Annotated in this window: 22 protein-coding genes; 18 read left to right on the forward strand and 4 right to left on the reverse strand. The window is 61.7% G+C overall.

The window, feature by feature from the left end:
- Positions 1–37: 37 nt before the first annotated feature.
- The gene (gene norR, locus AAGF34_RS13480) at positions 38–1567 is read right to left on the reverse strand and encodes a nitric oxide reductase transcriptional regulator NorR (protein ID WP_342616241.1); all 1530 of its coding nucleotides are present in this window, start codon (positions 1565–1567) and stop codon (positions 38–40) included.
- 205 nt (positions 1568–1772) lie between these two features.
- On the opposite strand from norR, the gene nirK reads away from it, so the two are divergent.
- The 15 genes from nirK to AAGF34_RS13555 all read left to right on the forward strand — a co-directional run bounded on the left by nirK (position 1773) and on the right by AAGF34_RS13555 (position 15288).
- A complete protein-coding gene (nirK, locus tag AAGF34_RS13485) occupies positions 1773–3263 on the forward strand; it encodes a copper-containing nitrite reductase (protein WP_342616242.1) in 1491 nt (496 codons plus the stop codon).
- A 20-nt stretch (positions 3264–3283) separates the two neighbouring features.
- Positions 3284–4075 carry a formylglycine-generating enzyme family protein gene (locus AAGF34_RS13490; protein ID WP_342616243.1) on the forward strand — a complete coding sequence of 264 codons (792 nt, stop codon included), beginning with the start codon at positions 3284–3286 and terminating at the stop codon, positions 4073–4075.
- 59 nt (positions 4076–4134) lie between these two features.
- Positions 4135–4716, forward strand: coding sequence for an SCO family protein (locus tag AAGF34_RS13495; protein WP_342616245.1), 582 nt, complete (start codon positions 4135–4137; stop codon positions 4714–4716).
- On the forward strand, positions 4713–4988 hold the full coding sequence (locus AAGF34_RS13500) for a copper-binding protein (protein ID WP_342616246.1): 276 nt from the start codon (positions 4713–4715) through the stop codon (positions 4986–4988). The genes AAGF34_RS13495 and AAGF34_RS13500 overlap by 4 nt, the downstream gene beginning before the upstream one ends.
- Positions 4985–6025 carry a peptidase U32 family protein gene (locus AAGF34_RS13505; protein ID WP_342616247.1) on the forward strand — a complete coding sequence of 347 codons (1041 nt, stop codon included), beginning with the start codon at positions 4985–4987 and terminating at the stop codon, positions 6023–6025. Before AAGF34_RS13500 ends, AAGF34_RS13505 begins: the two co-directional genes overlap by 4 nt.
- Positions 6026–6053: 28 nt before the next feature.
- Positions 6054–6974 carry a U32 family peptidase gene (locus AAGF34_RS13510; RefSeq protein WP_342616248.1) on the forward strand — a complete coding sequence of 307 codons (921 nt, stop codon included), beginning with the start codon at positions 6054–6056 and terminating at the stop codon, positions 6972–6974.
- Positions 6975–6989: 15 nt separating this feature from the next.
- The gene (locus AAGF34_RS13515; protein WP_342616249.1) at positions 6990–7472 is read left to right on the forward strand and encodes an SCP2 sterol-binding domain-containing protein; all 483 of its coding nucleotides are present in this window, start codon (positions 6990–6992) and stop codon (positions 7470–7472) included.
- Between the two features lie 28 nt (positions 7473–7500).
- Positions 7501–8088: a UbiX family flavin prenyltransferase gene (locus AAGF34_RS13520; protein WP_342616250.1), complete on the forward strand. Its 588-nt coding sequence runs from the start codon at positions 7501–7503 to the stop codon at positions 8086–8088.
- A 6-nt stretch (positions 8089–8094) separates the two neighbouring features.
- The gene (ubiD, locus tag AAGF34_RS13525; protein ID WP_342616251.1) at positions 8095–9579 is read left to right on the forward strand and encodes a 4-hydroxy-3-polyprenylbenzoate decarboxylase; all 1485 of its coding nucleotides are present in this window, start codon (positions 8095–8097) and stop codon (positions 9577–9579) included.
- A 237-nt stretch (positions 9580–9816) separates the two neighbouring features.
- On the forward strand, positions 9817–10242 hold the full coding sequence (locus tag AAGF34_RS13530) for a cytochrome c (protein ID WP_342616252.1): 426 nt from the start codon (positions 9817–9819) through the stop codon (positions 10240–10242).
- Positions 10243–10297: 55 nt separating this feature from the next.
- Positions 10298–11695 carry a cbb3-type cytochrome c oxidase subunit I gene (locus AAGF34_RS13535; RefSeq protein ID WP_342616253.1) on the forward strand — a complete coding sequence of 466 codons (1398 nt, stop codon included), beginning with the start codon at positions 10298–10300 and terminating at the stop codon, positions 11693–11695.
- Positions 11696–11727: 32 nt separating this feature from the next.
- A complete protein-coding gene (locus AAGF34_RS13540) occupies positions 11728–12336 on the forward strand; it encodes a cytochrome c oxidase subunit 3 (RefSeq protein ID WP_342616254.1) in 609 nt (202 codons plus the stop codon).
- Positions 12336–12629 carry a cytochrome C oxidase subunit IV family protein gene (locus tag AAGF34_RS13545; RefSeq protein WP_342616255.1) on the forward strand — a complete coding sequence of 98 codons (294 nt, stop codon included), beginning with the start codon at positions 12336–12338 and terminating at the stop codon, positions 12627–12629. The genes AAGF34_RS13540 and AAGF34_RS13545 overlap by 1 nt, the downstream gene beginning before the upstream one ends.
- A gap of 26 nt (positions 12630–12655) precedes the next feature.
- Complete coding sequence (locus tag AAGF34_RS13550) at positions 12656–13468, forward strand: CbbQ/NirQ/NorQ/GpvN family protein (protein ID WP_342616256.1); 813 nt, start codon at positions 12656–12658, stop codon at positions 13466–13468.
- Between the two features lie 2 nt (positions 13469–13470).
- Positions 13471–15288: a VWA domain-containing protein gene (locus AAGF34_RS13555; protein WP_342616257.1), complete on the forward strand. Its 1818-nt coding sequence runs from the start codon at positions 13471–13473 to the stop codon at positions 15286–15288.
- A gap of 49 nt (positions 15289–15337) precedes the next feature.
- Here the strand turns inward: AAGF34_RS13555 and AAGF34_RS13560 are convergent, their stop codons facing one another.
- The 3 genes from AAGF34_RS13560 to AAGF34_RS13570 form a co-directional block, all read right to left on the reverse strand.
- Positions 15338–16453 (reverse strand): YbdK family carboxylate-amine ligase, encoded by a 1116-nt coding sequence (locus AAGF34_RS13560; protein ID WP_342616258.1) that lies wholly within the window; start codon positions 16451–16453, stop codon positions 15338–15340.
- 12 nt (positions 16454–16465) lie between these two features.
- On the reverse strand, positions 16466–17644 hold the full coding sequence (locus AAGF34_RS13565; RefSeq protein ID WP_342616259.1) for a cation:proton antiporter: 1179 nt from the start codon (positions 17642–17644) through the stop codon (positions 16466–16468).
- 223 nt (positions 17645–17867) lie between these two features.
- On the reverse strand, positions 17868–18893 hold the full coding sequence (locus tag AAGF34_RS13570; RefSeq protein WP_342616260.1) for a LacI family DNA-binding transcriptional regulator: 1026 nt from the start codon (positions 18891–18893) through the stop codon (positions 17868–17870).
- Between the two features lie 169 nt (positions 18894–19062).
- On the opposite strand from AAGF34_RS13570, the gene AAGF34_RS13575 reads away from it, so the two are divergent.
- From AAGF34_RS13575 to AAGF34_RS13585, 3 genes are read left to right on the forward strand one after another with little or no spacing between them, the layout of a single operon-like run.
- A complete protein-coding gene (locus AAGF34_RS13575) occupies positions 19063–19560 on the forward strand; it encodes a gluconokinase (RefSeq protein ID WP_342616261.1) in 498 nt (165 codons plus the stop codon).
- Positions 19533–20174: a TRAP transporter small permease gene (locus tag AAGF34_RS13580; RefSeq protein WP_342616262.1), complete on the forward strand. Its 642-nt coding sequence runs from the start codon at positions 19533–19535 to the stop codon at positions 20172–20174. Before AAGF34_RS13575 ends, AAGF34_RS13580 begins: the two co-directional genes overlap by 28 nt.
- On the forward strand, positions 20171–21448 hold the full coding sequence (locus AAGF34_RS13585; RefSeq protein WP_342616263.1) for a TRAP transporter large permease subunit: 1278 nt from the start codon (positions 20171–20173) through the stop codon (positions 21446–21448). The genes AAGF34_RS13580 and AAGF34_RS13585 overlap by 4 nt, the downstream gene beginning before the upstream one ends.
- Positions 21449–21470: the final 22 nt, after the last annotated feature.

Raw genomic sequence — 21470 nt, forward strand, 5'->3', positions numbered from 1 at the left:
GCATCGCGGCAACGCGTGGACAGCGTTGCCTGCGGAGCTATTTGAGCCCGAGTCGCCGCGCCAGTTTGTGCAGATTGCTGGCGTCCAGACCCAGGCGGCGTGCTGCGAGTGCCCAGTTGGACCCGGTCAATGCCAGCGCCTGCTGGATCATTTCGCGCTGGCGTTGAGCCACGGCTTCATTCAGGCTTACCGGAATTGTGTCCACCGCGGGCAAGGGATCCGATTGCGGTGTCGGCGACTTGGGCAGGCTGGTATCCAGATCCAGAAGATCGGGTGCCAGGGTCACGATATCCGATGCGCGCGCGCCCCGGCTGAGCGCCTTGATGGCAGCGCGGCTGATCACATGCTCCAGCTCACGGACATTGCCAGGCCATTGGTAGCGCAGGATCTCCGTCTCAGCGGCGGATGACAGGCGCAGACTGCGTATGCCCAGGCGCACCCGGTTGAGTTCCAGGAAGCGGCCCGCCAGCAGCAGCGCGTCGTTGCCGCGCTCGCGCAGCGGCGGTATGTGGACCGGATAGACCGAGAGCCGGTGGTACAGGTCGGCCCGGAACATGCCGTCTTTGACGCCCAGTTTCAGGTCGCGGTTGGTGGCGACGATGACCCGCACATTGACACGGCGCGGCCGGTCTTCGCCCAGTCGCTGGATCTCACCGTTTTGCAGGGTGCGCAGGAGCTTGGCCTGGATGATGAGCGGCAGTTCGCCGATTTCATCGAGAAAGATGGTGCCGCCGTCGGCCACTTCGAAACGGCCGGCACGGTCGGTGCTGGCGCCGGAGAAGGCGCCGCGCACATGGCCGAACAGCTCGCTCTCAGCCAGGGTTTCGGGCAAGGCCGCGCAGTTCACCTGCACCAGCGGCTTGGAACGAGAAGAGTGCCGGTGGATGCGTCTGGCAAACAGCTCCTTGCCCACACCGGTTTCACCCAGTAGCAGAACGGGCAGATCGGAGTTGGCCACCACGTCAATTTCATGCAGCAGGCTCAACATGCCCGGGCTTTGCCCCACGATTTCCTCGTCCACCGGCGTATCCACCAGTGGCGCCGAACTGGTTCCGTTGCGCCCCTGACGCAGGCTGGCAGTTTCATCTTCCAGCCGGTTCATGCGCACGGCCACCTCGATCAGCAAGGCGTGGCTGCGCAATTCGGCAACGCGCTGCTCGCCAAACGTGTCAACGCCCAAGGCGTCCACCGTCAGCACGCCCCACAACGCACCGTCCACCGTCAGGCTCATTCCCATGCAGTCGTGGACCGGGAGCGGCTCACCGGCATGCACCTGTAGCAAACCGTCATACGGGTCAGGCAGCGCGCAGTCGGCCTGAAAGCGGACTGGCTGGCTGCTTTCCAGAATGGCCGCCAACCGTGGATGTGCCGCTACCTGAAAGCGCCGCCCCAGCGCCTCGTGAACAAGGCCATCCACCGCCTCCGGGATCAGCGCGTCTTCGTGCAGCCGAAGGACTGCTACGGCATCGCTGTGGAAATGCTTTCGCAGTGCGCTGACCAGACGCTGCATGCGCTCCGGGCCGGCGTGGGAAACGGAAAGATTTCTGAGAAGTGTGGAATCAAGCATGGTTAATAGTACCTTTAATGGGGTGCTAATAACCTGAATGGGCAGGGTACTTATGACAACTTATTTCTCAAGTTGTTGATTTACATGAAGAAATCTTGTGGCACACAGCTTGCGGTGAGCAGGCCCGAGGCATATGCAGTCCGCGGGCTTCTACAGCAGAAGACGTTTGTGCGGACTTGGCGTTGTCGAAACCAAGGAGTCCAAAATGAACAGACAGGTGAAATCGATTTTGTGCAGTGCAGCCTTTGCAATGGCGGCGCTGGGTGCCATTGGCGCTGCGGCGGCCACACGTGCAGTTGCCAAGTCCAGCGGTGACTTCGGGCCGCCCCAAGGCGCTCCCATCCACGCCGTCCTGACCAGCCCGCCCAATGTTCCGCCACCCACGAACCGCAAGGTTCCTGCCAAGGTGATCGTGGAGCTGGAAGTGGTGGAGAAGGAGATGCAGATTTCGGAAGGTGTTTCCTACACTTTCTGGACCTTCGGCGGCTCGGTGCCTGGCAGCTTCATCCGCGTGCGCCAAGGTGACACGGTGGAGTTCCACCTGAAGAACCATCCCGGCAACAAGATGCCGCACAACATTGACCTGCACGGCGTAACCGGTCCAGGAGGCGGTGCCGCCTCCAGCTTCACCGCCCCCGGCCATGAGTCGCAGTTCACATTCAAGGCGCTCAACGAGGGTCTGTACGTCTATCACTGCGCTACCGCGCCCGTGGGCATGCACGTGGCCAATGGCATGTACGGCCTGATACTGGTCGAGCCGCCCGAAGGCCTGACTCCGGTGGACCACGAGTACTACGTGATGCAGGGCGATTTCTACACCACCGGCAAGTACCGCGAAAAAGGCAGCCAACCATTTGACATGGAAAAGGCCATTGACGAAAAGCCCACTTACGTGCTGTTCAACGGTGCCGAAGGTGCGCTCACCGGCGACAAGGCTCTCAAGGCCAAGACCAATGAAAAAATTCGTCTGTTTGTAGGCAATGGCGGACCCAATCTGGTCTCCAGTTTTCACGTGATCGGCGCAATCTTCGACAAAGTACGCTTTGAGGGGGGCTCCAACGTGCAGACCAATGTGCAGACCACGCTGATTCCCTCCGGCGGTGCCGCCGTGGTGGAGTACAAGACCAAGGTGCCCGGCAGTTACGTGATGGTGGATCACTCCATCTTTCGTGCCTTCAACAAGGGCGCACTGGCCATCATGAAGGTCGATGGCCCTGAAGACAAGAGCATCTATTCCGGCAAGGAAGTGGACTCTGTCTACCTCGGCGATCGCGCCGCGCCCAACATGACCTCGGTCACCACGGCCACCGCCAATGCCGCCAGCGGCACACTCACGGTGCAGGATCAGATTGCCGCCGGCAAGTCGCTGTTCAACGGCACCTGCTCGGTTTGCCACCAGGTCAATGGCGCCGGCCTGCCCGGCGTGTTCCCGCCGCTGGCCAAGTCGGACTTTCTCAATAGCGATCCCAAGCGCGCGGTGGGCATTGTGGTGCGCGGTCTGAGCGGCAAGGTCACGGTCAATGGCAAGGAGTACGACTCGGTGATGCCTCCCATGAACCAGCTCAACGATGACGAGGTTGCCAACATCCTGACCTATGTGCTCAATGCCTTTGACAACATGGGCGGTCAGGTCAAGACCAGCGACGTCAAGGCCGAGCGTGCCAAGGCAGCCGCCAAGAGCGTGGCAGAACACTGAGCAACCGAGCAGAGTCCGTCATGTTGGCACTGACCCTGGCCCGGCACCTGACCTGTGTGGTCAGCCTGGTGTGCATGTCTACGCAATACGGCCTGGCCGAACCGGTGGACGTGCCCTACCTGGACGTGCCGGCGGGATCGATTGTCAGCGTGCTATCGGGCGGCAGCAGCGATAACGGGCCCACTCCCGTTGCCGCGTTTTTCATGCGTGCTCAGCCGGTTACGGTGGCGCAGTTCCAGCATTTCCTGGAAACCCATCCGGAATGGAGCCGAGCCCAGGTGCCTGCAGTGTTTGCCGACGGCAACTACCTGCATTCGCACGACGCCGCTGCCGGTCAGCTGCCGCAACAGGCGATCACCAATGTCAGCTGGTTTGCCGCCCAGGCCTTTTGCGAGAGTGAGCAGGCCCGCCTGCCGACCTGGTACGAGTGGGAGTACGTTGCCGCCGCCGACGAAAGCCACGCGGATGCCAGAAAGGACCCGGCCTGGCGGGCCCGGATTCTGGGCTGGTACTCCCAACCGGCCAGCCACCGTCAACTGCAGGTTGGCAGCACACCGAACTATTACGGTGTGCAGGACATGCACGGCCTGATCTGGGAATGGGTGGAAGACTTCAACGCCCTGCTGGTGAGCGCCGACAGCCGCAACCAGGGTGACCCCGATCAGCTGCAATATTGCGGCGCCGGTGCCATCAGCCTGCAAGACCGCGAGAACTTCGCCATCCTGATGCGCGTGGCTCTGCTCTCCTCACTGGGTGGTTCCGATTCCACCAATGACCTGGGTTTCCGGTGTGCCCGCAGCCCTTTGAAATGAACACCATGCCATCCATCTTGCATACCTGTTTAGTCCGTCTTGTCCCAAGTCTTTGTCTGATGGTCGGGCTATCGCTGGCGCACCTGGCCACAGCCCAGACGGTCGCTCCAAACGCGGTGCAGGAACACGTCTTGCCAGCCGACTCGGTGTACCAGCTGGGCGTTCCCCTGAGTGACCAGAATGGCCGTTCATTCCTGTTGAAAGAACATCTGGGCAAGCCAGTGCTGGTCAGCATGTTCTACACCTCGTGCAAATTTGTCTGTCCCATGCTGATCGACAGCATGGTGCTGACCCAGCAGGGCCTCTCATTACCCGAACAGTCCCGGCTGGATCTGTTGCTCATCACCTTTGATCCGGAGCGTGACGATGTCAAGAAATTGAAGTCCGTTGCGGTAGCGCGGCAAGTGGACGGTGGCCCGTGGACCTTGGCGCGCGCAGACAGCATGGGCTCACGAAAACTCGCCGCAACATTTGGCATTCAGTACCGGCAACTGCCAGACGGCGAATTCAACCACACCACTGTGATGGTGCTGCTCGATAGCCAGGGTCGCATCGTTGGCCGCAGCAAAAAGATGGGCGTTCCCGATCCCGACTTCATTCAGTTGGTGCAGAAAACCATACATCAGCAGGAGCGGCCATGAAGATTTTGCTGACTCTGGCGCTGATTGGCTCCGCCATATCGTGCAACGCTGCCGAATGGGTGCGCGCCCAAATCGTTGATGGGCCGGAATTGCACCAGATCACCCTCAAGCACGAGGCCATCAAAAGCCTGGGCATGGGGGCGATGACCATGCCTTTCCAGGTTGATGAACGCGTGTCGCTGAAGGGCTTCAAGGTAGGAGACAAGGTCCGATTCCGCGTGCATGCGGACGGGGACTTTCTCCGCATTGACGCCTTGGTGCACACCCCATGAGCAGCCATACCCCGAAGACTGGTGCACCTGCCGGGACCATGGAACTGGTGTGTCCGGCCGGTAGCCTGCCCGCGCTCAAGGCAGCGGTGGATGCCGGCGCAGATTGCGTCTACCTGGGTTTCAGGGATGCAACCAACGCACGCAATTTCGCCGGTCTCAATTTTGATGAAGCGGCCATACAAACCGGCATTGCCTATGCCCACGCGCACGGCACCAAGGTGCTGGTGGCACTCAATACCTATCCGCAGGCCGGTAGCGTACAGACCTGGCACAGTGCCATAGACCGCGCAGCCGCCAATGGCGTGGACGCCGTCATATTGGCCGATCCTGGACTGATGGGCTTTGCGCAAAAGCACCACCCCGGCTTGCGGCTGCATTTGTCGGTGCAGGGCTCGGCCACCAACTACGAGGCCATCAATTTCTACCATCAGCACTTCGGCATTTCCCGCGCCGTGCTGCCGCGCGTGCTGTCCATGGCTCAGGTCGAGCAGGTGCTGCAGAAGACGCCGGTGGAGATCGAGGTATTCGGTTTTGGCAGCCTGTGCGTGATGGTGGAAGGGCGCTGTGCGTTGTCCTCCTACGTCACCGGCGAGGCACCCAACACCCATGGCGTGTGCTCGCCACCCAAGGCGGTGCGTTGGCAGGAAACGCCGCAGGGACGCGAGTCGCGCCTGAACGGCGTGCTGATAGACCGCTACGCACCCGGTGAGAACGCCGGCTACCCCACGCTGTGCAAGGGGCGCTTTGACGTGGGCGAGGACAGGAACTACTACGCCGTCGAGGAGCCCACCAGCCTCAACACCCTGGAGCTGTTGCCGCAGCTGTTGGCCATGGGTGTGCGCGCCATCAAGATAGAAGGGCGCCAGCGCAGTCCAGCGTATGTGGCGCAGGTCACCAAGGTGTGGCGCGAGGCCATAGACAGCTGCCGCGACAACCCGCACCGGTACTGTGCCAAGCCAGTCTGGATGAGCGCTCTGGACAAGGTGGCCGAAGGCCAGCAGCACACCCTGGGCGCTTATCACCGGCCCTGGAAATAGCCCTATCCCTTGTTTGAGGAACGCAGGCATGAAGCTCGCCCTTGGTCCCTTGCTCTACTACTGGCCGCGTGCAACCACACTGGCCTTCTATGACATGGTTGAAAGCGCGCCGGTGGACATCGTCTACCTGGGCGAAGCCGTGTGTTCGCGCCGCCATGAGCTGCGTCTGAATGACTGGCTGGAGATTGCCGCGCGCCTGCGGTCTGTCGGCAAGCAGGTCGTACTGTCCACGCAGGTGCTGATCGAGTCTGGTGCCGACGTCACGGTGCTGCACAAGATCGCGCGCAACACCGACTACCAAGTGGAGGCCAATGACATGGGCGCCGTGCATTGCCTGACGCCCCAATCGCCTTTTGTGGCCGGTCCCCACCTCAACATCTACAACCTGCCCACACTGCAATGGCTGGCCACTCTGGGCGCCCAGCGCTGGGTGGTTCCACTGGAGATGGGGCGTGAAGACCTTGCCCTCATGTTGCGGGGGCGTCCGGCCGATCTGCAGACGGAAGTGTTTGTCTATGGTCGCATGCCGCTGGCCTTTTCGGCGCGCTGCTTTACCGCGCGCCACCACAACGTGCCAAAGGATGACTGCCGCTTCAGCTGCATGGATTATCCCGACGGCCTCCTGATGCGCACGCGTGAGGACGCGAGCTTCCTGATACTCAATGGCGTACAGACGCAGTCGGCCCGCGTGCAACTGCTGCTGGATGAGTTGGAGGACATGCGCGCTCTGGGCGTTGACGTGGTACGCGTCAGCCCGCAAGCACGGCATACGCCAGACATCCTGCAGGCCTTTGACGCGGTGCTACGGGGGCGGCAATCGGCGGCCCAGGCGAAGCAGGCCATTGCTGCGTACCTGCCGGGCGAGGCCTGCAACGGCTACTGGTATGGCAAGCCCGGACTCGATCGGATGGAAGCCGCAGCGCCTGCTGCATCCGTTGCGCTGGATTGATTCACAAGGACCACCATGACCTCTCCCACCTATCTCATACCCAGGCCATTGGGCGAGGTGCTCGCGCGCCTGCCGGTGTACCCTGGTTCGCTGCTGTTTGTTGCAGCTCTGAATCTGGCGCTGGCCAGGCATCTTGGCGGTGATGTAGCACCCCTGCTGGCAGGCAGGAAGCTGCGTCTGCGCGTGACCGACACCCATTGGGTCTTTGACTTCGAATGGTGCAAGGGCCGCTTTGTCGCCAGGCAGCCTGCTGCGCAGTGGGTGGATGCCGACCTCACCATCAGCGCCAGCGCCTATGACTTCCTGCTGCTGGCGCGCCGTCAGGAAGATCCGGATACCCTGTTCTTCTGTCGGCGTCTGGCCATGGAGGGCGACACCGAGCTCGGGCTGTTGGTGAAGAACACGCTGGACGCGATGGACATGCCGCCGTTCACTCTGGAGTCCTTCCATCCCAGGCGCGTTCTGTCCGGTCTCGCGGCCAGGTTTGCAGCGCGCTGAAGTCCGCATTCCACGTCAGCACCCTTGCATGAAAAAAATCATTGTTGCCATCACCGGTGCCAGTGGCGCCATCTACGGCGTGCGCCTTCTGCAGTTGCTCAAGGCCACCCCGGGCGTGCAGACCCACCTCACCGTGTCGCCCTCCGGGCTATTGACCCTGCGCCATGAGTTGGACATGAACCGCTCCCAACTGGATGCGTTGGCCGATGTGGTGCACGCCTCGCATGACGTGGGGGCGCAGATTGCCAGCGGCTCTTTTCAGTGTGACGCCATGGTGATTGCGCCGTGCTCCATGCGCACCCTGGGCGCCGTGGCACAGGGCCTGTCCGACAACCTGGTGACGCGCGCGGCCGATGTGATGCTAAAGGAGCGCCGGCGCCTGGTACTGATGGCGCGTGAAACTCCGCTGAACCTGGCGCATCTGCGCAACATGACGCTGGTCACCGAGATGGGTGGCATCATCTTCCCACCCGTGCCCAGCTTCTATCACCGGCCTGCATCCGTGGACGACATGGTCAATCAAAGCGTGGGTCGCGTGCTGGACTTGTTGGGTCTGCCGCTGGTTCATACGCCACGCTGGGCCGGGTTGCCGCAAGTCGCCACCGCAGTGGACTGAGTTGCCATGGCGTACCGTGATCTGCGGGAGTTCATTGCCCAGCTGGAACAGATCGGCGAGCTCAAGCGCGTGACGCAGCCGGTATCGCCGCATCTGGAAATGACGGCGCTGTGCGACCGCAGCTTGCGTGCGGATGGTCCGGCCCTGCTGTTCGAAAATCCCACGGGCCACAGCATCCCGGTGTTGGGCAATCTGTTTGGCAGCACGCGCCGCGTGGCACTGGGCATGGGCGTGAACGACATGGGCGAATTGCGCAAGTTCGGCCAGGTGCTGGCCAGCCTGAAGGAGCCGCAGGCGCCGCGCGGCCTGAAGGAGTTCATGGGCCTGGGCGCCCTGGTCAAGACGCTGTGGAGCATGACGCCCAAGGAGCAGCGCAGCGCTCCCTGCCAGGACGTAGTGCTGGAAGCCAGTGACGTGGATCTGGGCAGCCTGCCGATACAGCACTGCTGGCCCGGCGACGTTGCACCGCTCATCACCTGGGGGCTGGTGATTACCAAGGGGCCCAACAAGCCGCGGCAAAACCTGGGCATCTACCGCCAGCAAGTGCTCGCGCGCAACCAGCTCATCATGCGTTGGTTGCCCCAGCGTGGTGGCGCACTGGACTTTCGCGAGCATGGACTGGCCCGCCCCGGCGAGCCGTATCCGGTCTGCGTCGCCCTGGGGGCTGACCCCGCCACCATTCTGGGTGCCGTCACGCCTGTGCCTGACAGCCTGTCCGAGTACCAGTTTGCCGGGCTGTTGCGTGGCTGCCGTACCGAGTTGGTCAAGGCCCTGGGCAGCGATCTGCGGGTACCGGCTTCGAGCGAGATCGTGCTCGAGGGGCACATCTATCCGGACCCAACCCATGGCAGCGGCTATCAACATGCGCTGGAAGGTCCGTATGGCGATCACACGGGTTACTACAACGAGCAAGCCAGTTTCCCGGTGTTCACGGTGGACCGCATCACGCGCAAGCACCAGCCCATCTACCACTCCACATACACCGGCAGGCCGCCGGACGAACCAGCCATGCTTGCCCTGGCCATGAACGAACTGTTCGTGCCGCTGTTGCAGCGCCAGTACCCGGAAATCACTGACTTCTATCTGCCGCCGGAGGGCTGCAGTTACCGGATGGCAGTTGTGCAGATACGCAAGTCCTATCCCGGCCATGCACGTCGGGTGATGTTTGGCATATGGAGTTTTCTGCGCCAGTTCATGTACACCAAGTTCATTGTGGTGGTCGACGAAGACATCAACATCCGCGACTGGGCTGAAGTGATCTGGGCCATCACAACGCGTGTGGACCCGACGCGCGACACGTTCCTGGCCGACAACACGCCCATCGACTATCTGGACTTTGCGTCACCGGTGGTGGGGCTGGGCAGCAAGATGGGTCTGGATGCCACCAACAAATGGCCCGGCGAGACCAGCCGCGAATGGGGTCGCCCCATGACCATGGACGCCGCAGTCAGCCGCCGCATGGAAGCGGTCTGGCAGTCCCTCCAATCCTGAGCCCCTGGTCGCGGGCACCGCTGATCTTCTCCTGCAAATGGGTTTTTAATACCCATTAAATGGTATTAAGTACCCTATTTGATTGGGGTTTTAAATACCATTAATTATGCAACTTATTGATTTATATGAATAAATTAGCTGGCACATCGCTTGCGATATGCGTAGTGGATTGAATCTATTCGCCTGTCGACGACCAACCCGGTCAGTCGATGTGACACAACTTGAAGAGGAATACATATGCAGCAAATCTTCACCAAGGCAATGGCGCGCAATATCTTTTTGGGCAGCGCCGCCATCTTTCTGGTGATCTACATCGCGCTCAGCGTGGATACCTGGCGACAGATTCCTGTGCGCGACCACGCGGATCAGCTGACCGATGCCGTCAAGCGCGGCAAGTACCTGATGGACAGCAACAACTGCATCGGCTGCCACACGGTCAACGGGGAGGGCGCCTACTTTGCACCCGAGCTGGGCAATGTGTACACGCGCCGTGGCCCCGAGTTCATCAAGGCCTGGATTCAAACGCAGCCCACCGGCATCGCTGGTCGCCGCCAGATGCCGCACTTCCAGTTCACGGATGCCCAGTATGAAGATCTGATCGCCTACTTCAAGTGGCTGTCCAACATAGACACCAACCATTGGCCACCGAACACCCAGGGCTGATCACAGCGCCCCGCGGACTTCACACAACCCAACCAATGAGAAACACCTAATCACCATGAACAACTCGTCTCAAAGTGTGGCGAAACCCTATTTCATTGCCGCGTTGGCATTGTTTTTGGGGCAGATCCTTTTCGGCCTGGTGGCCGGCATGCAATACCTGGATGGCAGCTTCCTGTTTCCTGCCATTCCCTTCAGCACCAGCCGCATGGTGCACACCAATCTTCTGATTGTCTGGCTGCTGATGGCCTACATGGGGGCAGCCTATTTCATCGTGCCCGAAGAAGCGCAGACGCCGCTCTTCAGTCCCAAACTGGCCCTGGCTACTTTCTGGATCTTCCTGATTGCAGGGGCGGCAACCATTCTGGGTTACCTGTTCGTGCCGTATGACCAGCTGGCGGCCGCAACCGGCAACGCGGTGGTGCCCACCATGGGTCGCGGCTACCTGGAGCAACCGCTGCCCACCAAGATAGGCATCGTGCTGGTGGCCCTGTCGTTGCTGTTCAACATCACCATGACGCTGATCAAGGGTCGCAAGACTTCGCTCAATGTCATCCTGGTGGTGGCGCTGTGGGGCCTGGCCTTGCTGTTCCTGCCTGCGTTCTACTTCCCTGACGACACAGTCAAGGCCAGCTACGGCTGGTGGTGGGTGGTGCACGGATGGGTGGAAGGCGACTGGGAGTTGATCCTGAGCTCACTGCTGGGTTTCATCCTGATCAAGATGACCGGCGTGGACCGTGAAATCATCGAAAAGTGGCTGTACGTGATCATTGCCATGACCCTGGTCTCCGGCATCATCGGCATCGGCCACCACTACTACTACACCGGTGCGCCCGAGTACTGGATATGGCTGGGCTCCATCTTCAGCGCCATTGAACCGATTCCCTTCATCATGCTGATCGCGTTTGCCTTCAAGACCCTGTTTCAACGCCGCCGCGAGCACCCCAACAAGGCCGCCATGCTGTGGGCCATGGGGACACCCATCGTCGCCTTTCTGGGCGCTGGCCTGTGGGGCTTCATGATCACGCTGGCACCGGTACAGTTCTACGCCCACGGCACCAACCTCACCGCAGCCCACGGCCATCTGGCGTTCTTCGGCGCCTATGCCATGGTGTCCATGGCCATCATCTCGTACGCCATGCCACTGCTGCGCGGGCGCACCGCCAACAGCGTGCGCTCGCAGCGCTGGGAAATGACGGGCTTCTGGACCATGGTGATCAGCATGATGGGCATCACCCTGGCCCTGACCGGTGCCGGCCTGGTGACCATGTTTACCCAGCGCATGGGTGCCAATCCCTCCAGCTTCATGGAAGTGGCGGATTCATCCAAGGCATTCTTCTGGATTCGCGAAATCGCTGGCGTCGGATTCCTGCTGGGCCTGCTGTCCTACCTGACCAGCTTCTTCATTCCAGGTGAGTACGCCTATGCCGCCGAAGTGAAGCGTGCGGTTGCCTGAAGGCATCCATTCACCTGCTGCCACCAGACGCCATGAACAGCATCACATTGAGTGCCCGCACAGCGGGCAGCAGCAGCCGGGGAGCGCGCACAGCCCTTCCCGGTGATCTGGCAGTCTGGATCTTCATCTTTGCCGAGCTGCTGGTATTTGCCGTGCTGTTCCTGGCCTATGCGCTGGCACGGCGGTCGCACATAGACCTGTTCAACAGCGAGCAGGCTCTGCTGGACCGCCAGGGCGGCTTGATCAACACCCTGGTGCTGATCAGCAGCAGCTATGCGGTGGCCTGTGCCGGCGCCGCCATTCGGGCCAACCGGGTGCGCGCCTGCATGCTCTGGCTATGTGGCGCCTGGGCGCTGGGTGCGGTATTCCTGACCCTCAAAGCCATGGAGTTCAGTCACGACGCAGCGATTGGCATGCAGCTCTCGCGCAACCTCTTCGACATGTTTTATCTGTCGCTCACTTTCTTTCACTTCATGCATGTGCTGATGGCCATGGTGATTGTGTCGGTGGTCATCCACAACACTTGGCTGGGGCGCTACAGCGCTGCCTCCCATGTCGGCGTGGAGACCGCCAGTTCCTACTGGCACATGGTGGATCTGGTCTGGATCATCCTGTTCGTGCTGGTCTATGTATTGCACTGATGGCACACCCTGACAACACCACTACCGCGGCGTTGCAACGCGCGCCCGCGCAGCATCTGCCAGCCGTCTGGAGTGCGCTGCTGCTACTGACGCTGCTCAGCTACTACGGCCTGAGCCGGTTTTCCGAGGGGACCTTTGTGCCCCTGGTGCTGGCTGCCATGTGGCTCAAGGGCCAGTTGCTGGTGGACCAGTTCATGGGCTTGCGCCAAGTGCGCAGGTTCTGGCGCGCCTTGATGGCGCTGTATCTGTTGGGAGTGACCGTGGCCATCGGCCTGGCATTCCTGCTTGACTAACTCTGAACACTGCACAGGTGCACACCATGACGCTTCTATCCTTGCACAAACCCCATGCCTCCGACATCCCGGCCTACGTGGCCGTCGATCAGGAAGTCGAGGTCTTTCAAATGGCCTGGCGCAGCCATCTGCCGGTACTGCTCAAAGGGCCGACCGGCTGCGGCAAGACCCGTTTTGTGGAGCACATGGCCGCGCGCCTGAAGCGCCCCCTGTTCACGGTGTCCTGCCATGACGATCTGAGCGCTGCCGATCTGGTGGGGCGCCATCTGATAGGAGCTGATGGCACCTACTGGGTGGATGGACCGCTCACCCAGGCCGTGCGCCAAGGCGGGATTTGCTATCTGGACGAGATTGTCGAAGCACGCAAGGACACCACGGTGGTGCTGCATTCGCTTTCGGACGACAGGCGCATCCTTCCGATAGATCGCCTGGGGCTGGTGCTGGAGGCACCACCCGAATTCATGCTGGTGGTGTCCTACAACCCGGGCTACCAGCACCTGATGAAGGCCCTGAAACCCAGCACGCGCCAGCGCTTTGTGTCGCTGGCCTTTGACTTCCCGGATGCGGCCCTGGAGCAGCAGATTGTGGTGGGCGAAACCGGCATTGCATCGGCCCTGGCCAAGCAGTTGGTGACATTGGCCCGCGCGCTGCGGCAGACCGCCGACCACGATCTGGAAGAGGCACCCGGCACGCGCCTTCTGGTGGATGTTGCCCGCCTGATCGTGCAAGGCTGCAACCCGCAACTGGCCTGCCGCGTCGGCATGATCGAATGCGTTACCGACGACCCCGAGATGGTGCGTGCACTGATGCAGGTGGTGCAAGCCATCTTGGGTGACTAGGCATGGAAGAACATGTTGGCCTGTGGTGGCACCAGCTGCTCACGCGCATGGCGGGGCAGAAAGGCCACGGCGGGTCCGTTGCACTGGATCCCATGCGGGGCGAGCTGGGGCTGCTGTTTCGCGCGCTGGGTGGGGCGCATGGCCTGAAAGTGGATGCCACGGCCGGAACCCGCCACGGTGCACGCCGCTCGGTGATTGAGCGCATGGCCGGTGTTCGTGCCAAGGTGGAACTGGCCGGCGTGGACGCACAGGCCTTGCGCCTGCCAGGCTTGGCGGACGCCTATGCCACCGTTGAACTGAATCAGGCGTTGTACCGCTGGCAGACTGCGTTGTGCGCCGTGGTCCCCGAGCACGGCAGCTGGGTCACGCGCAACCAGCAAGGCACCATGCATCTGCTGGAAAACTACCGTGGTCTGGCGGCCAGCTACTGGCAGCTGGTGCAGGCCGAACTGCAGCGCCGCCCCGACCCCGCAACCCTGCCACCTGCCGAGGCGCAGGCTGAGCGCAGCATCCGCCAGGCGCTGCGGCATCCGGACAGTGCCGTGACGCTGATTCCGGGTGCCCGTGCGCCGGAGCCGGTGTTGCTCTGGCTGGCGCCGGATGCGCGAGGTGCCATGGGTGTCGCCCGCTCGCAGGCAATGGAGCCGGACGAAGCAACCCGTGCGGGCAGCAGCAAGCAGCAGGATGAAAAGCGCCGCGTGGCAGAAGACGCCGACATGCCCGAGCGCCCTGGCGGCCTGATGATGTTCCGGCCGGAGTCCATCTTCAGCTGGTCCGAATATGCCAAAGTGCAGCACGACGTGCAGGAGAACGAGGAGGAGGACCTGGCCCGTGCGGCCGACGATCTCGACACCTTGAGCGTTTCGGCGGATCAGCGTCCGGTCGCTCGCGCCCTGCGCATGAACCTGGACCATGCCGCACGCGAGGAGACTGGCCCCACCAGCGCGGAGCCCGCCATTCTGTTGCCCGAATGGGATTACAAGCGGCAGGTATTGTTGCCCGCGCACTGCAGCGTGCGCATCAGCAGCATGCCCGACGCACCGGCACGTGCGTTGCCTGAGCGTCTGCGCCAGGAGCAACGCCGTCTGCATCACCAACTGGCGATGCTCGCACCCGAGCGCCAGGTCCGCCGTCGCCAGTCGCACGGTGACGAGATCGATCTGGACGCCTTGATCCGTGCCCGCACCGACAGCGGATCCGACCAGCAGGACTGCTACCAGCAGGTGCGGCGCAACCAGCGTGACTTGTCTTGCCTGTTGTTGGCCGACCTGTCTTTGTCCACCGACGCAGCCATCAGCGAGAAGCTGCGCGTGATAGATGTCATTCGCGACAGTCTTTCACTCTTTGCCGAGTCCCTGTCCGACACCCGCGACCGCTTTGCCCTGTATGGATTCAGCTCACGCCAGCGGCATGCCGTGAACATGGTGGAGTTGAAGCATTTTGACGAGCCATTCAACGCACGCATCCGCGGTCGCATCGAACAGATCAAGCCAGCCTTCTACACCCGCATGGGCGCGGCGGTGCGCCAGTCCAGCGCCTTGCTGGCAAAGGAAAAGTCGCGCGAACGCTTGCTGTTGATCCTGACCGACGGCAAGCCCAATGACAACGACTACTACGAAGGCCGCTACGGCATCGAGGACACGCGCTACGCGCTGAGCGAGGCACGCAAGCAGGGTCTGCGGCCCTTCTGTGTCACGGTGGACCAGACGGCAGAGGACTACTTGCCGCACATCTTTGGCAAGCACAGTTTCACCATTGTCAAAAGGCCAGCCGAGCTCCCACGACGCCTGGCACTGCTGTACGCGCAACTGACGCGTTAGCGAGCACCTGCGCGGTACGGGCAACAGCAATGCTTGCGCAGGCCCTGGCCTACTGGCGAAACCTCTGAAGAGCGGAATCCACCACACCTTCCAGGCTGCCGCGACTGGCATGTTCGAGGCGCAGTTGCCGCGCGTCGCTGCCTTCCTTCAGGGTCTGGGAGATATGCTGCAGAGCGGCCGTGCTGCCCAGCGCCTCGGCCTGAGGCTGGATGCGCTCCAATACCGAGGCAATGTCATCCACCAGAGGCAGTTGCTCATAGGTCTTTGGATGCACGACGGTGCCGCTCAGACCGAAGCGGCAAGCCTGAAAGCGGTTGTAGTTGTAGACCAGATAGTCATCCTCCGCCGGCGGGGGCTCGCGCCGCTGCAGCAAGTAGCTGCACAGTGCCTGCAGGTAGCACGCCAGGGCTGCGGCGTGCTCGACTGAAAGCGGTGTGTCGCACACCCGCAGCTCGATCGTGCCGTACTCGGGCTTGGGGCGTATGTCCCAGTAGAAGTCCTTCATGCTCTTGACCACGCCGGTGAATTCCATCTTGGCGAAGTACTGCGACACGAAGTCTTCCCAGCGCAGCATGAAGGGCGCGCGCCCGCTCAGCGGAAAGGCGAATACCGAGTTCAGCCGCGCCGACTCGAACAAGGTGTCATTGCCCTGCACAAAAGGCGAGGAGGCTGATAGCGCGATGAAGTGCGGCACATAGCGATTGAGTGCATGCAGCAGATACAGCGCCTCGTCCGCGCTGGCGCAACCTACATGCACGTGCTGGCCAAAGATGGTGAACTGCTTGGTCAGATAGCCATACAGCATGGAGACTTCGAGAAAGCGGGGCTTCTGGAATATGCGCCGCTCAGACCAATGCTGAAACGGGTGCGTGCCGCCACCGCAGATGCCGATATTGAGGCGGTCACCGGCCTGCAGCAGGGTGTCCCGTATCTGCCGCAGCTGGGCGAGCAGGGTGGTATGACCGGTGTGCACGTCGGTGGCAATCTCAATCATGCTTTCGGTGACCTCGGGCGTCACGGTGCCCGGAAAGGGCTTGCGCCGCAGCAACTCCAGCATGTCCGGACTGGCCTCGGTCAGGTCAAAATCGCTGAGGCTGACCAGCTGCAGTTCCAGCTCCACCCCCAGGCTCAAGGACTGTGACGATTTGAAGGATTCCAGAGGCATGGGCTGCTCGCTTCAGGGCTTCGGCGTTTCATGGGCCCAGGCCAGTGACCATTGCACCAGGATAGGTCCGAGGATTTCCAGCGCCAGCGTGGCGGTGGCCAATGGGATCAGCTGATCCACCATCTTGCTGCTCAGGGAGTTGGTTTGCTCCAACACCAGAATCACAAAGGCGGGCGTGGGCGCACACGCCAGGCCTATGAGCAGTCCCTTGCGCCAGTGGATGCCGCTGGCATGGGAGAACAGACCGATGCCCAGGATCTTGGCGCACTGGCGGGCGAGAATGAAAGCCAGGCCCAGGCTGGCGCCCGCGACTACCTGCGGCCATGTCAACCGCGAGGAAATGAATACAAACAGCAAGATGGAGAACAGCTCACCCAATGCGCCAAACCCGCGCTGGGAGGAGTTGAGCACCATGCGCCGGTGCCGTGCATGCACCCCGTAGGTGAGCGCCGCCAGCACGGGCGAGAGCCGCATGCCGTAAGTCAGCGCTACCAGGCAGAGCAGCACGATCGTGAAGGCCAGGGTGCTGTCCTGGCTGGCACGCTTGGTGATACGCAGCAGCACCGGTGCCAGCATGCCGGCCAGCAAACCCAGCAGCACGGAGGCCGCCAGCACCACAAGGCTGTTGTAGGCTGCCTTCCAGATGTTGCCGGAGGTCTGCAGCACTGCCCAACCCAGAATGATCTTGAAGACGAATACCGCCAGCACCGTGTTCATGGTCGAGAGGTGCAGCAGCCGCTCGGTGGCCTGCCCTGAGCTGCGCGACTCGGTAATCACGCGCACCATGGTTGCCGGTGAACTGGCCATGGCCAGCGCCGAGAGCAACAGGGCGTTGGTCATCGGTTGCTCATAGGCAGTCAGCACGAAATAGACGGCCGCAAAACACAGGCCTGACTCGGCAAGACTGCTCACCGCAATCCAGGGGTTCACCAGCAGCCAGCGCAAATTGATGCGGTAGCCGCATTCAAAGAGGATCAGGCTGAAGGCCATGGTGGCGATCAGCAGCACCATGCCCGATTGGGTCTGTGGCAGCAGGCCCAGTTGTCCCGGGGCCAGCAGGAAGCCGATCAGGGCGTATGCACTGAGCCGTGGCAGCTTGGCCAGCTGGTAGCCGTATTCGCCCGCGAGCCACGCGACCAGAATGGTGATGGGCCAAGCGGCATCCATGAGCAGGGGGACCAGCTGGTTCATGGCATGGCATCCGTGCTGGTGTCGCACATGCGGCCTGCAGCCAATGCATGGTTCTCTCCACCTCGAGCGCTGTTCATTCAGGGCACGATTTGTTGATCATCGCGCCATGCTACGTCGGCTGTTTGTCAGAAGCTGCAACCAGTTGTAAGTGACTGTTGCGGTGCTGTCGGGCGTACGTGGAAACGGCAGTTGCTGGTGCTGCGGGCAGACCGCCCCCGAACATTCAAGTGCTTTGGCGCGGTACCAGGCTATAGCCCAGATCCAGACTGTGCGTTTCGACGGGCTCCTCGCGCATCAGTTTCAACAGCATGGTCGCGGAGGCCTCGCCCACCTTGTCCAGCGGCGTGTGCACCGTGGTCAGCGGCGGGTTCATCAGGTCGCTGCCGCGCAGGTCATTAAAACCTGCGATTGCCACTCGGGCGGGCACCTCTACCCCGAGCCGGTTGGCCGTGAGCAGGGCGCCTTGCGCCAAGTCGTCGTTGCAGAAGAAGATGGCGTCCAGAGGGGGCTGCTGCCCCATGATCTGTTCGAACATGACGCCACCCAGCTCCATGCTGGAGGGCGCAGGATTCATCCACTCCAGTGTGGGCGCATACAGACCGGCCTCGGTCAGGGCCTTGCGCCAACCATTGAGCCGCTGCAGGGTGCGCGGATCCAGCTGAGCGGCGGCAAAGGCAATGCGCTTTCTGCCCTTGGCCAGCAGGTGCCGCGTCATGTCATACGCGGCATCCTCCTGCGAGAAGCCCACGCTGTACACATCCGTGCGGGTGGAGGTCTCCATCAGGTAGACGCAGGGCACGCCGCTGCTTTCAATCAGCTTTTGCGCTGCGGGAGTCCGGTCAAAGCCGGTGACAAGCAGGCCTGCCGGGCGGTGCATCAGCTGTTCGCGCAGCAGCTGCTCTTCTTCTGCCGGGTTGTAGTGGGTCACGCTGATGAAGGTCTGGAAACCCTCGCGGCGCAGACCGAGTTGCACCGCCTCCAGCAGCGTCACGAAAAGTTCGTTGGAGAGCAGAGGAATCAGGACAGCCACATGGTTGCTGCGATGCGAAGCCAGCGCGCGGGCAGCGGGGTCGGGTACGTACCCCAGCTTTTCCGCAACCGCCCGCACCCGCTCCACCAGTACCGGGTCGACAGCGCGCTTGCCGCTCAGGGCGCGTGATGCAGTCATGGCACTCACACCTGCCGCCGCCGCAACATCTGCCAGCGTGATGCGTCCGGTAGCCCTTTGCCGCGGGTTTTCTTTCTTCATGATGATGTGGGTCAAGTCACAGGGTTTTTACTGATATGGATTGTCGCCATCTCGTTTAGGATAGCGCTATCCGAAAATACTCGATTGCCAATATTAGCCATATTTTGCTGCAGATCGAGTGTTCTTTTTTTGAATTTGTCAGGATAGCGCTAACCAAAAAATGAGACCGATGATTGTCATTATGGGGGTTGCCGGATGCGGCAAGTCGAGTCTGGCGCAAGCCCTGGCTCGAGCGGAATCCTGCGCCTTGATTGAGGGTGACGACTTCCATAGTCCGGCCAGCCGCGAGAAGATGTCCAAGGGCATTGCCTTGACCGACGAGGACCGTGCCGGATGGTTGTCCGTGCTTGCCGCGGAAATCCAGAAACATACGGAGGGCGTGGTGTTGACCTGTTCCGCATTGAAGAAGTCCTACCGCGATCGTCTGCGCCAGAGCGTGCCGACGCTGCAATTTGCCTTTCTGGAAATTGGCAGGGAAGAGGCACAGCGTCGCGTCGTGGCGCGCGCAGCTTCGCATTTCTTCAACGCCGGCCTGGTGGACAACCAATTCGCCACGCTGGAGTCGCCCGTGGGCGAGGCTGGCGTGATCCGGCTGGATGCCGCCGCGCCACTGGAGTCCCTGCAAACGCAGGTGTCGCAGTGGCTGCATCGGCAGGCACCGGTCTGAATGCGGCTATCCATCGACTGAACCCGACCCACCCCACACTTAAGAAACTGGAGAACGTGATGACTTTGAACATGCTCGTAGTCGAGCACCTGGTGGAGAAGCTGATGGCACTGGCCCTGGGGCTGATTGTGCTGCTGGTGTTTTCCAACGTGCTGGGCCGCTACGCCTTGGGTACCAGCTTTGCAGGGGCGGAAGAACTCTCGCGCCTGCTGTTCGTCTGGCTGGTGTTTCTGGGCGCCATCCTCACGCTGCGCCGCCGCGCCCATCTGGGGGTTGAGCTGGTGCAGGCGCGCTTGCCGCGCTGGGCCCGCAAAATCTGCGCTGTGATCACGCATCTGCTGACGCTGTATGCGCTCTGGCTGTTCCTGGTGGGCAGCTGGACACAGACCGAGATCGGCCTGCATAACTACTCCACCGTGCTGCGTTTTCCCAATGCATTCATCGCGTCCGCAGGCCTGGTCTGCGCCGCTTCCATGATCCTGATCGTGGCGTCCAACCTGCTGAAGATTGTCATCAACCATCCGGGTGCGGTCATGGCCGGCGACCCGCCAGCGCAAACCGAGTCGTCGGATGGGCACGTCGCCCATGCGAACGCACAAGGAGATGTGCAATGAGCATCCTGATCTTCCTGAGCACGCTGATCGTGCTGATTGTGCTGGGCATGCCGATTGCGTTTGCCCTGATGCTCACGGGCGTGGCCCTGATGTACCAGCTGAACTTCTTCGATGCCCAGCTGGTGGCACAGAACATGATTGCCGGTGCGGACATCTATCCGCTGATGGCAGTGCCCTGTTTCATCCTGGCGGGCGAACTGATGAATGCGGGCGGCATTTCCAAACGCATCATCAACCTGGCGGTCAGCATGGTCGGCCACATCCAGGGTGGACTGGGCTATGTGGCCATCGCCGCCACGCTGTTGCTGGGCTGCTTTTCCGGTTCGGCACTGGCGGATACTGCTGCAGTGGCCACCCTGCTGATCCCGATGATGCGCGACAACGGCTACCCCGTGGCGCGCTCGGCCGGACTCATCGCAGCCGGTGGCGTGATCGCCCCCATCGTTCCGCCGTCCATGCCGTTCATCATCTTTGGTGTGACCACCAATACGTCGGTGAGCGCGCTGTTTGTCGCCGGTATCGTGCCCGCTCTGCTACGTGCGGGCGGACTGGTGCTGGTCTGGGCCATGCTGTCGCGCACCATGAAGGTCAATCTGCAGCGCAAGCAGACCTGGGGCGAGCGTCTGCATGCCTTTACCGATGCACTGTGGGCGCTGGTTCTGCCGGTCGTCATCATCGGTGGTCTGCGGGGCGGCATCTTCACGCCGACCGAAGCGTCGGCCGTAGCTGCCGTGTATGCCTTGTTCGTCAGCCTGTTCGTGTACGGCGAAGTGAAGCTCAAGCATCTGAAAGGCCTGATGGTCAATGCAGGCCGCACCACCAGCACGGTGATGTTTCTGTGTGCCGCGGCCTTCGTGTCCTCGTACATGGTGACGCTGGCGGATCTGCCAGCCCAGGTCACGGACTTCCTGGGCCCAATGATGGGTCACCCGCGTGTGCTGATGGCGGCCATCATGTTGTTGCTGCTGCTCATTGGCAATGTGATGGACCTGACCCCCACCATTCTGGTGATGGGCCCGGTGCTGATGCCCATCGTCATCGTGGCGGGTATCGATCCGACTTACTTTGGCGTGATGTTCATTTTGGTTGGCACGCTGGGTCTGATCCATCCGCCGGTGTGTACCGTGCTCAACGTCGTGTGCGGTGTGGCCAAGATTTCGCTGGAGAGCGCCACGCGCGGCGTCTGGCCCTTCCTGCTGGCCGAAGCCGTACTGGTATTCCTGTTTGTTGCCTTCCCCGGCTTCATCACCGTTCCGATGACCTGGTTCCATTAACCCTTCACAACCGAGACTGACC

Source organism: Rhodoferax sp. GW822-FHT02A01 (assembly GCF_038784515.1).
Taxonomy (GTDB): Bacteria; Pseudomonadota; Gammaproteobacteria; order Burkholderiales; family Burkholderiaceae_C; genus Allorhodoferax.

Bases quoted from the DNA above. Each gene is read 5' to 3' on its own strand.
- AAGF34_RS13500 (WP_342616246.1), top strand. From the start codon at position 4,713: ATGAAGATTTTGCTGACTCTGGCGCTGATTGGCTCCGCCATATCGTGC.
- AAGF34_RS13570 (WP_342616260.1), bottom strand. From the start codon at position 18,893: ATGAAGAAAGAAAACCCGCGGCAAAGGGCTACCGGACGCATCACGCTG.
- nirK (WP_342616242.1), top strand. From the start codon at position 1,773: ATGAACAGACAGGTGAAATCGATTTTGTGCAGTGCAGCCTTTGCAATG.
- AAGF34_RS13510 (WP_342616248.1), top strand. From the start codon at position 6,054: ATGAAGCTCGCCCTTGGTCCCTTGCTCTACTACTGGCCGCGTGCAACC.
- AAGF34_RS13585 (WP_342616263.1), top strand. From the start codon at position 20,171: ATGAGCATCCTGATCTTCCTGAGCACGCTGATCGTGCTGATTGTGCTG.
- AAGF34_RS13520 (WP_342616250.1), top strand. From the start codon at position 7,501: ATGAAAAAAATCATTGTTGCCATCACCGGTGCCAGTGGCGCCATCTAC.
- AAGF34_RS13505 (WP_342616247.1), top strand. From the start codon at position 4,985: ATGAGCAGCCATACCCCGAAGACTGGTGCACCTGCCGGGACCATGGAA.
- AAGF34_RS13545 (WP_342616255.1), top strand. From the start codon at position 12,336: ATGGCACACCCTGACAACACCACTACCGCGGCGTTGCAACGCGCGCCC.
- AAGF34_RS13550 (WP_342616256.1), top strand. From the start codon at position 12,656: ATGACGCTTCTATCCTTGCACAAACCCCATGCCTCCGACATCCCGGCC.
- ubiD (WP_342616251.1), top strand. From the start codon at position 8,095: ATGGCGTACCGTGATCTGCGGGAGTTCATTGCCCAGCTGGAACAGATC.
- AAGF34_RS13495 (WP_342616245.1), top strand. From the start codon at position 4,135: ATGGTCGGGCTATCGCTGGCGCACCTGGCCACAGCCCAGACGGTCGCT.
- AAGF34_RS13565 (WP_342616259.1), bottom strand. From the start codon at position 17,644: ATGAACCAGCTGGTCCCCCTGCTCATGGATGCCGCTTGGCCCATCACC.
- norR (WP_342616241.1), bottom strand. From the start codon at position 1,567: ATGCTTGATTCCACACTTCTCAGAAATCTTTCCGTTTCCCACGCCGGC.
- AAGF34_RS13555 (WP_342616257.1), top strand. From the start codon at position 13,471: ATGGAAGAACATGTTGGCCTGTGGTGGCACCAGCTGCTCACGCGCATG.
- AAGF34_RS13535 (WP_342616253.1), top strand. From the start codon at position 10,298: ATGAACAACTCGTCTCAAAGTGTGGCGAAACCCTATTTCATTGCCGCG.
- AAGF34_RS13515 (WP_342616249.1), top strand. From the start codon at position 6,990: ATGACCTCTCCCACCTATCTCATACCCAGGCCATTGGGCGAGGTGCTC.
- AAGF34_RS13530 (WP_342616252.1), top strand. From the start codon at position 9,817: ATGCAGCAAATCTTCACCAAGGCAATGGCGCGCAATATCTTTTTGGGC.
- AAGF34_RS13575 (WP_342616261.1), top strand. From the start codon at position 19,063: ATGATTGTCATTATGGGGGTTGCCGGATGCGGCAAGTCGAGTCTGGCG.
- AAGF34_RS13560 (WP_342616258.1), bottom strand. From the start codon at position 16,453: ATGCCTCTGGAATCCTTCAAATCGTCACAGTCCTTGAGCCTGGGGGTG.
- AAGF34_RS13540 (WP_342616254.1), top strand. From the start codon at position 11,728: ATGAACAGCATCACATTGAGTGCCCGCACAGCGGGCAGCAGCAGCCGG.
- AAGF34_RS13490 (WP_342616243.1), top strand. From the start codon at position 3,284: ATGTTGGCACTGACCCTGGCCCGGCACCTGACCTGTGTGGTCAGCCTG.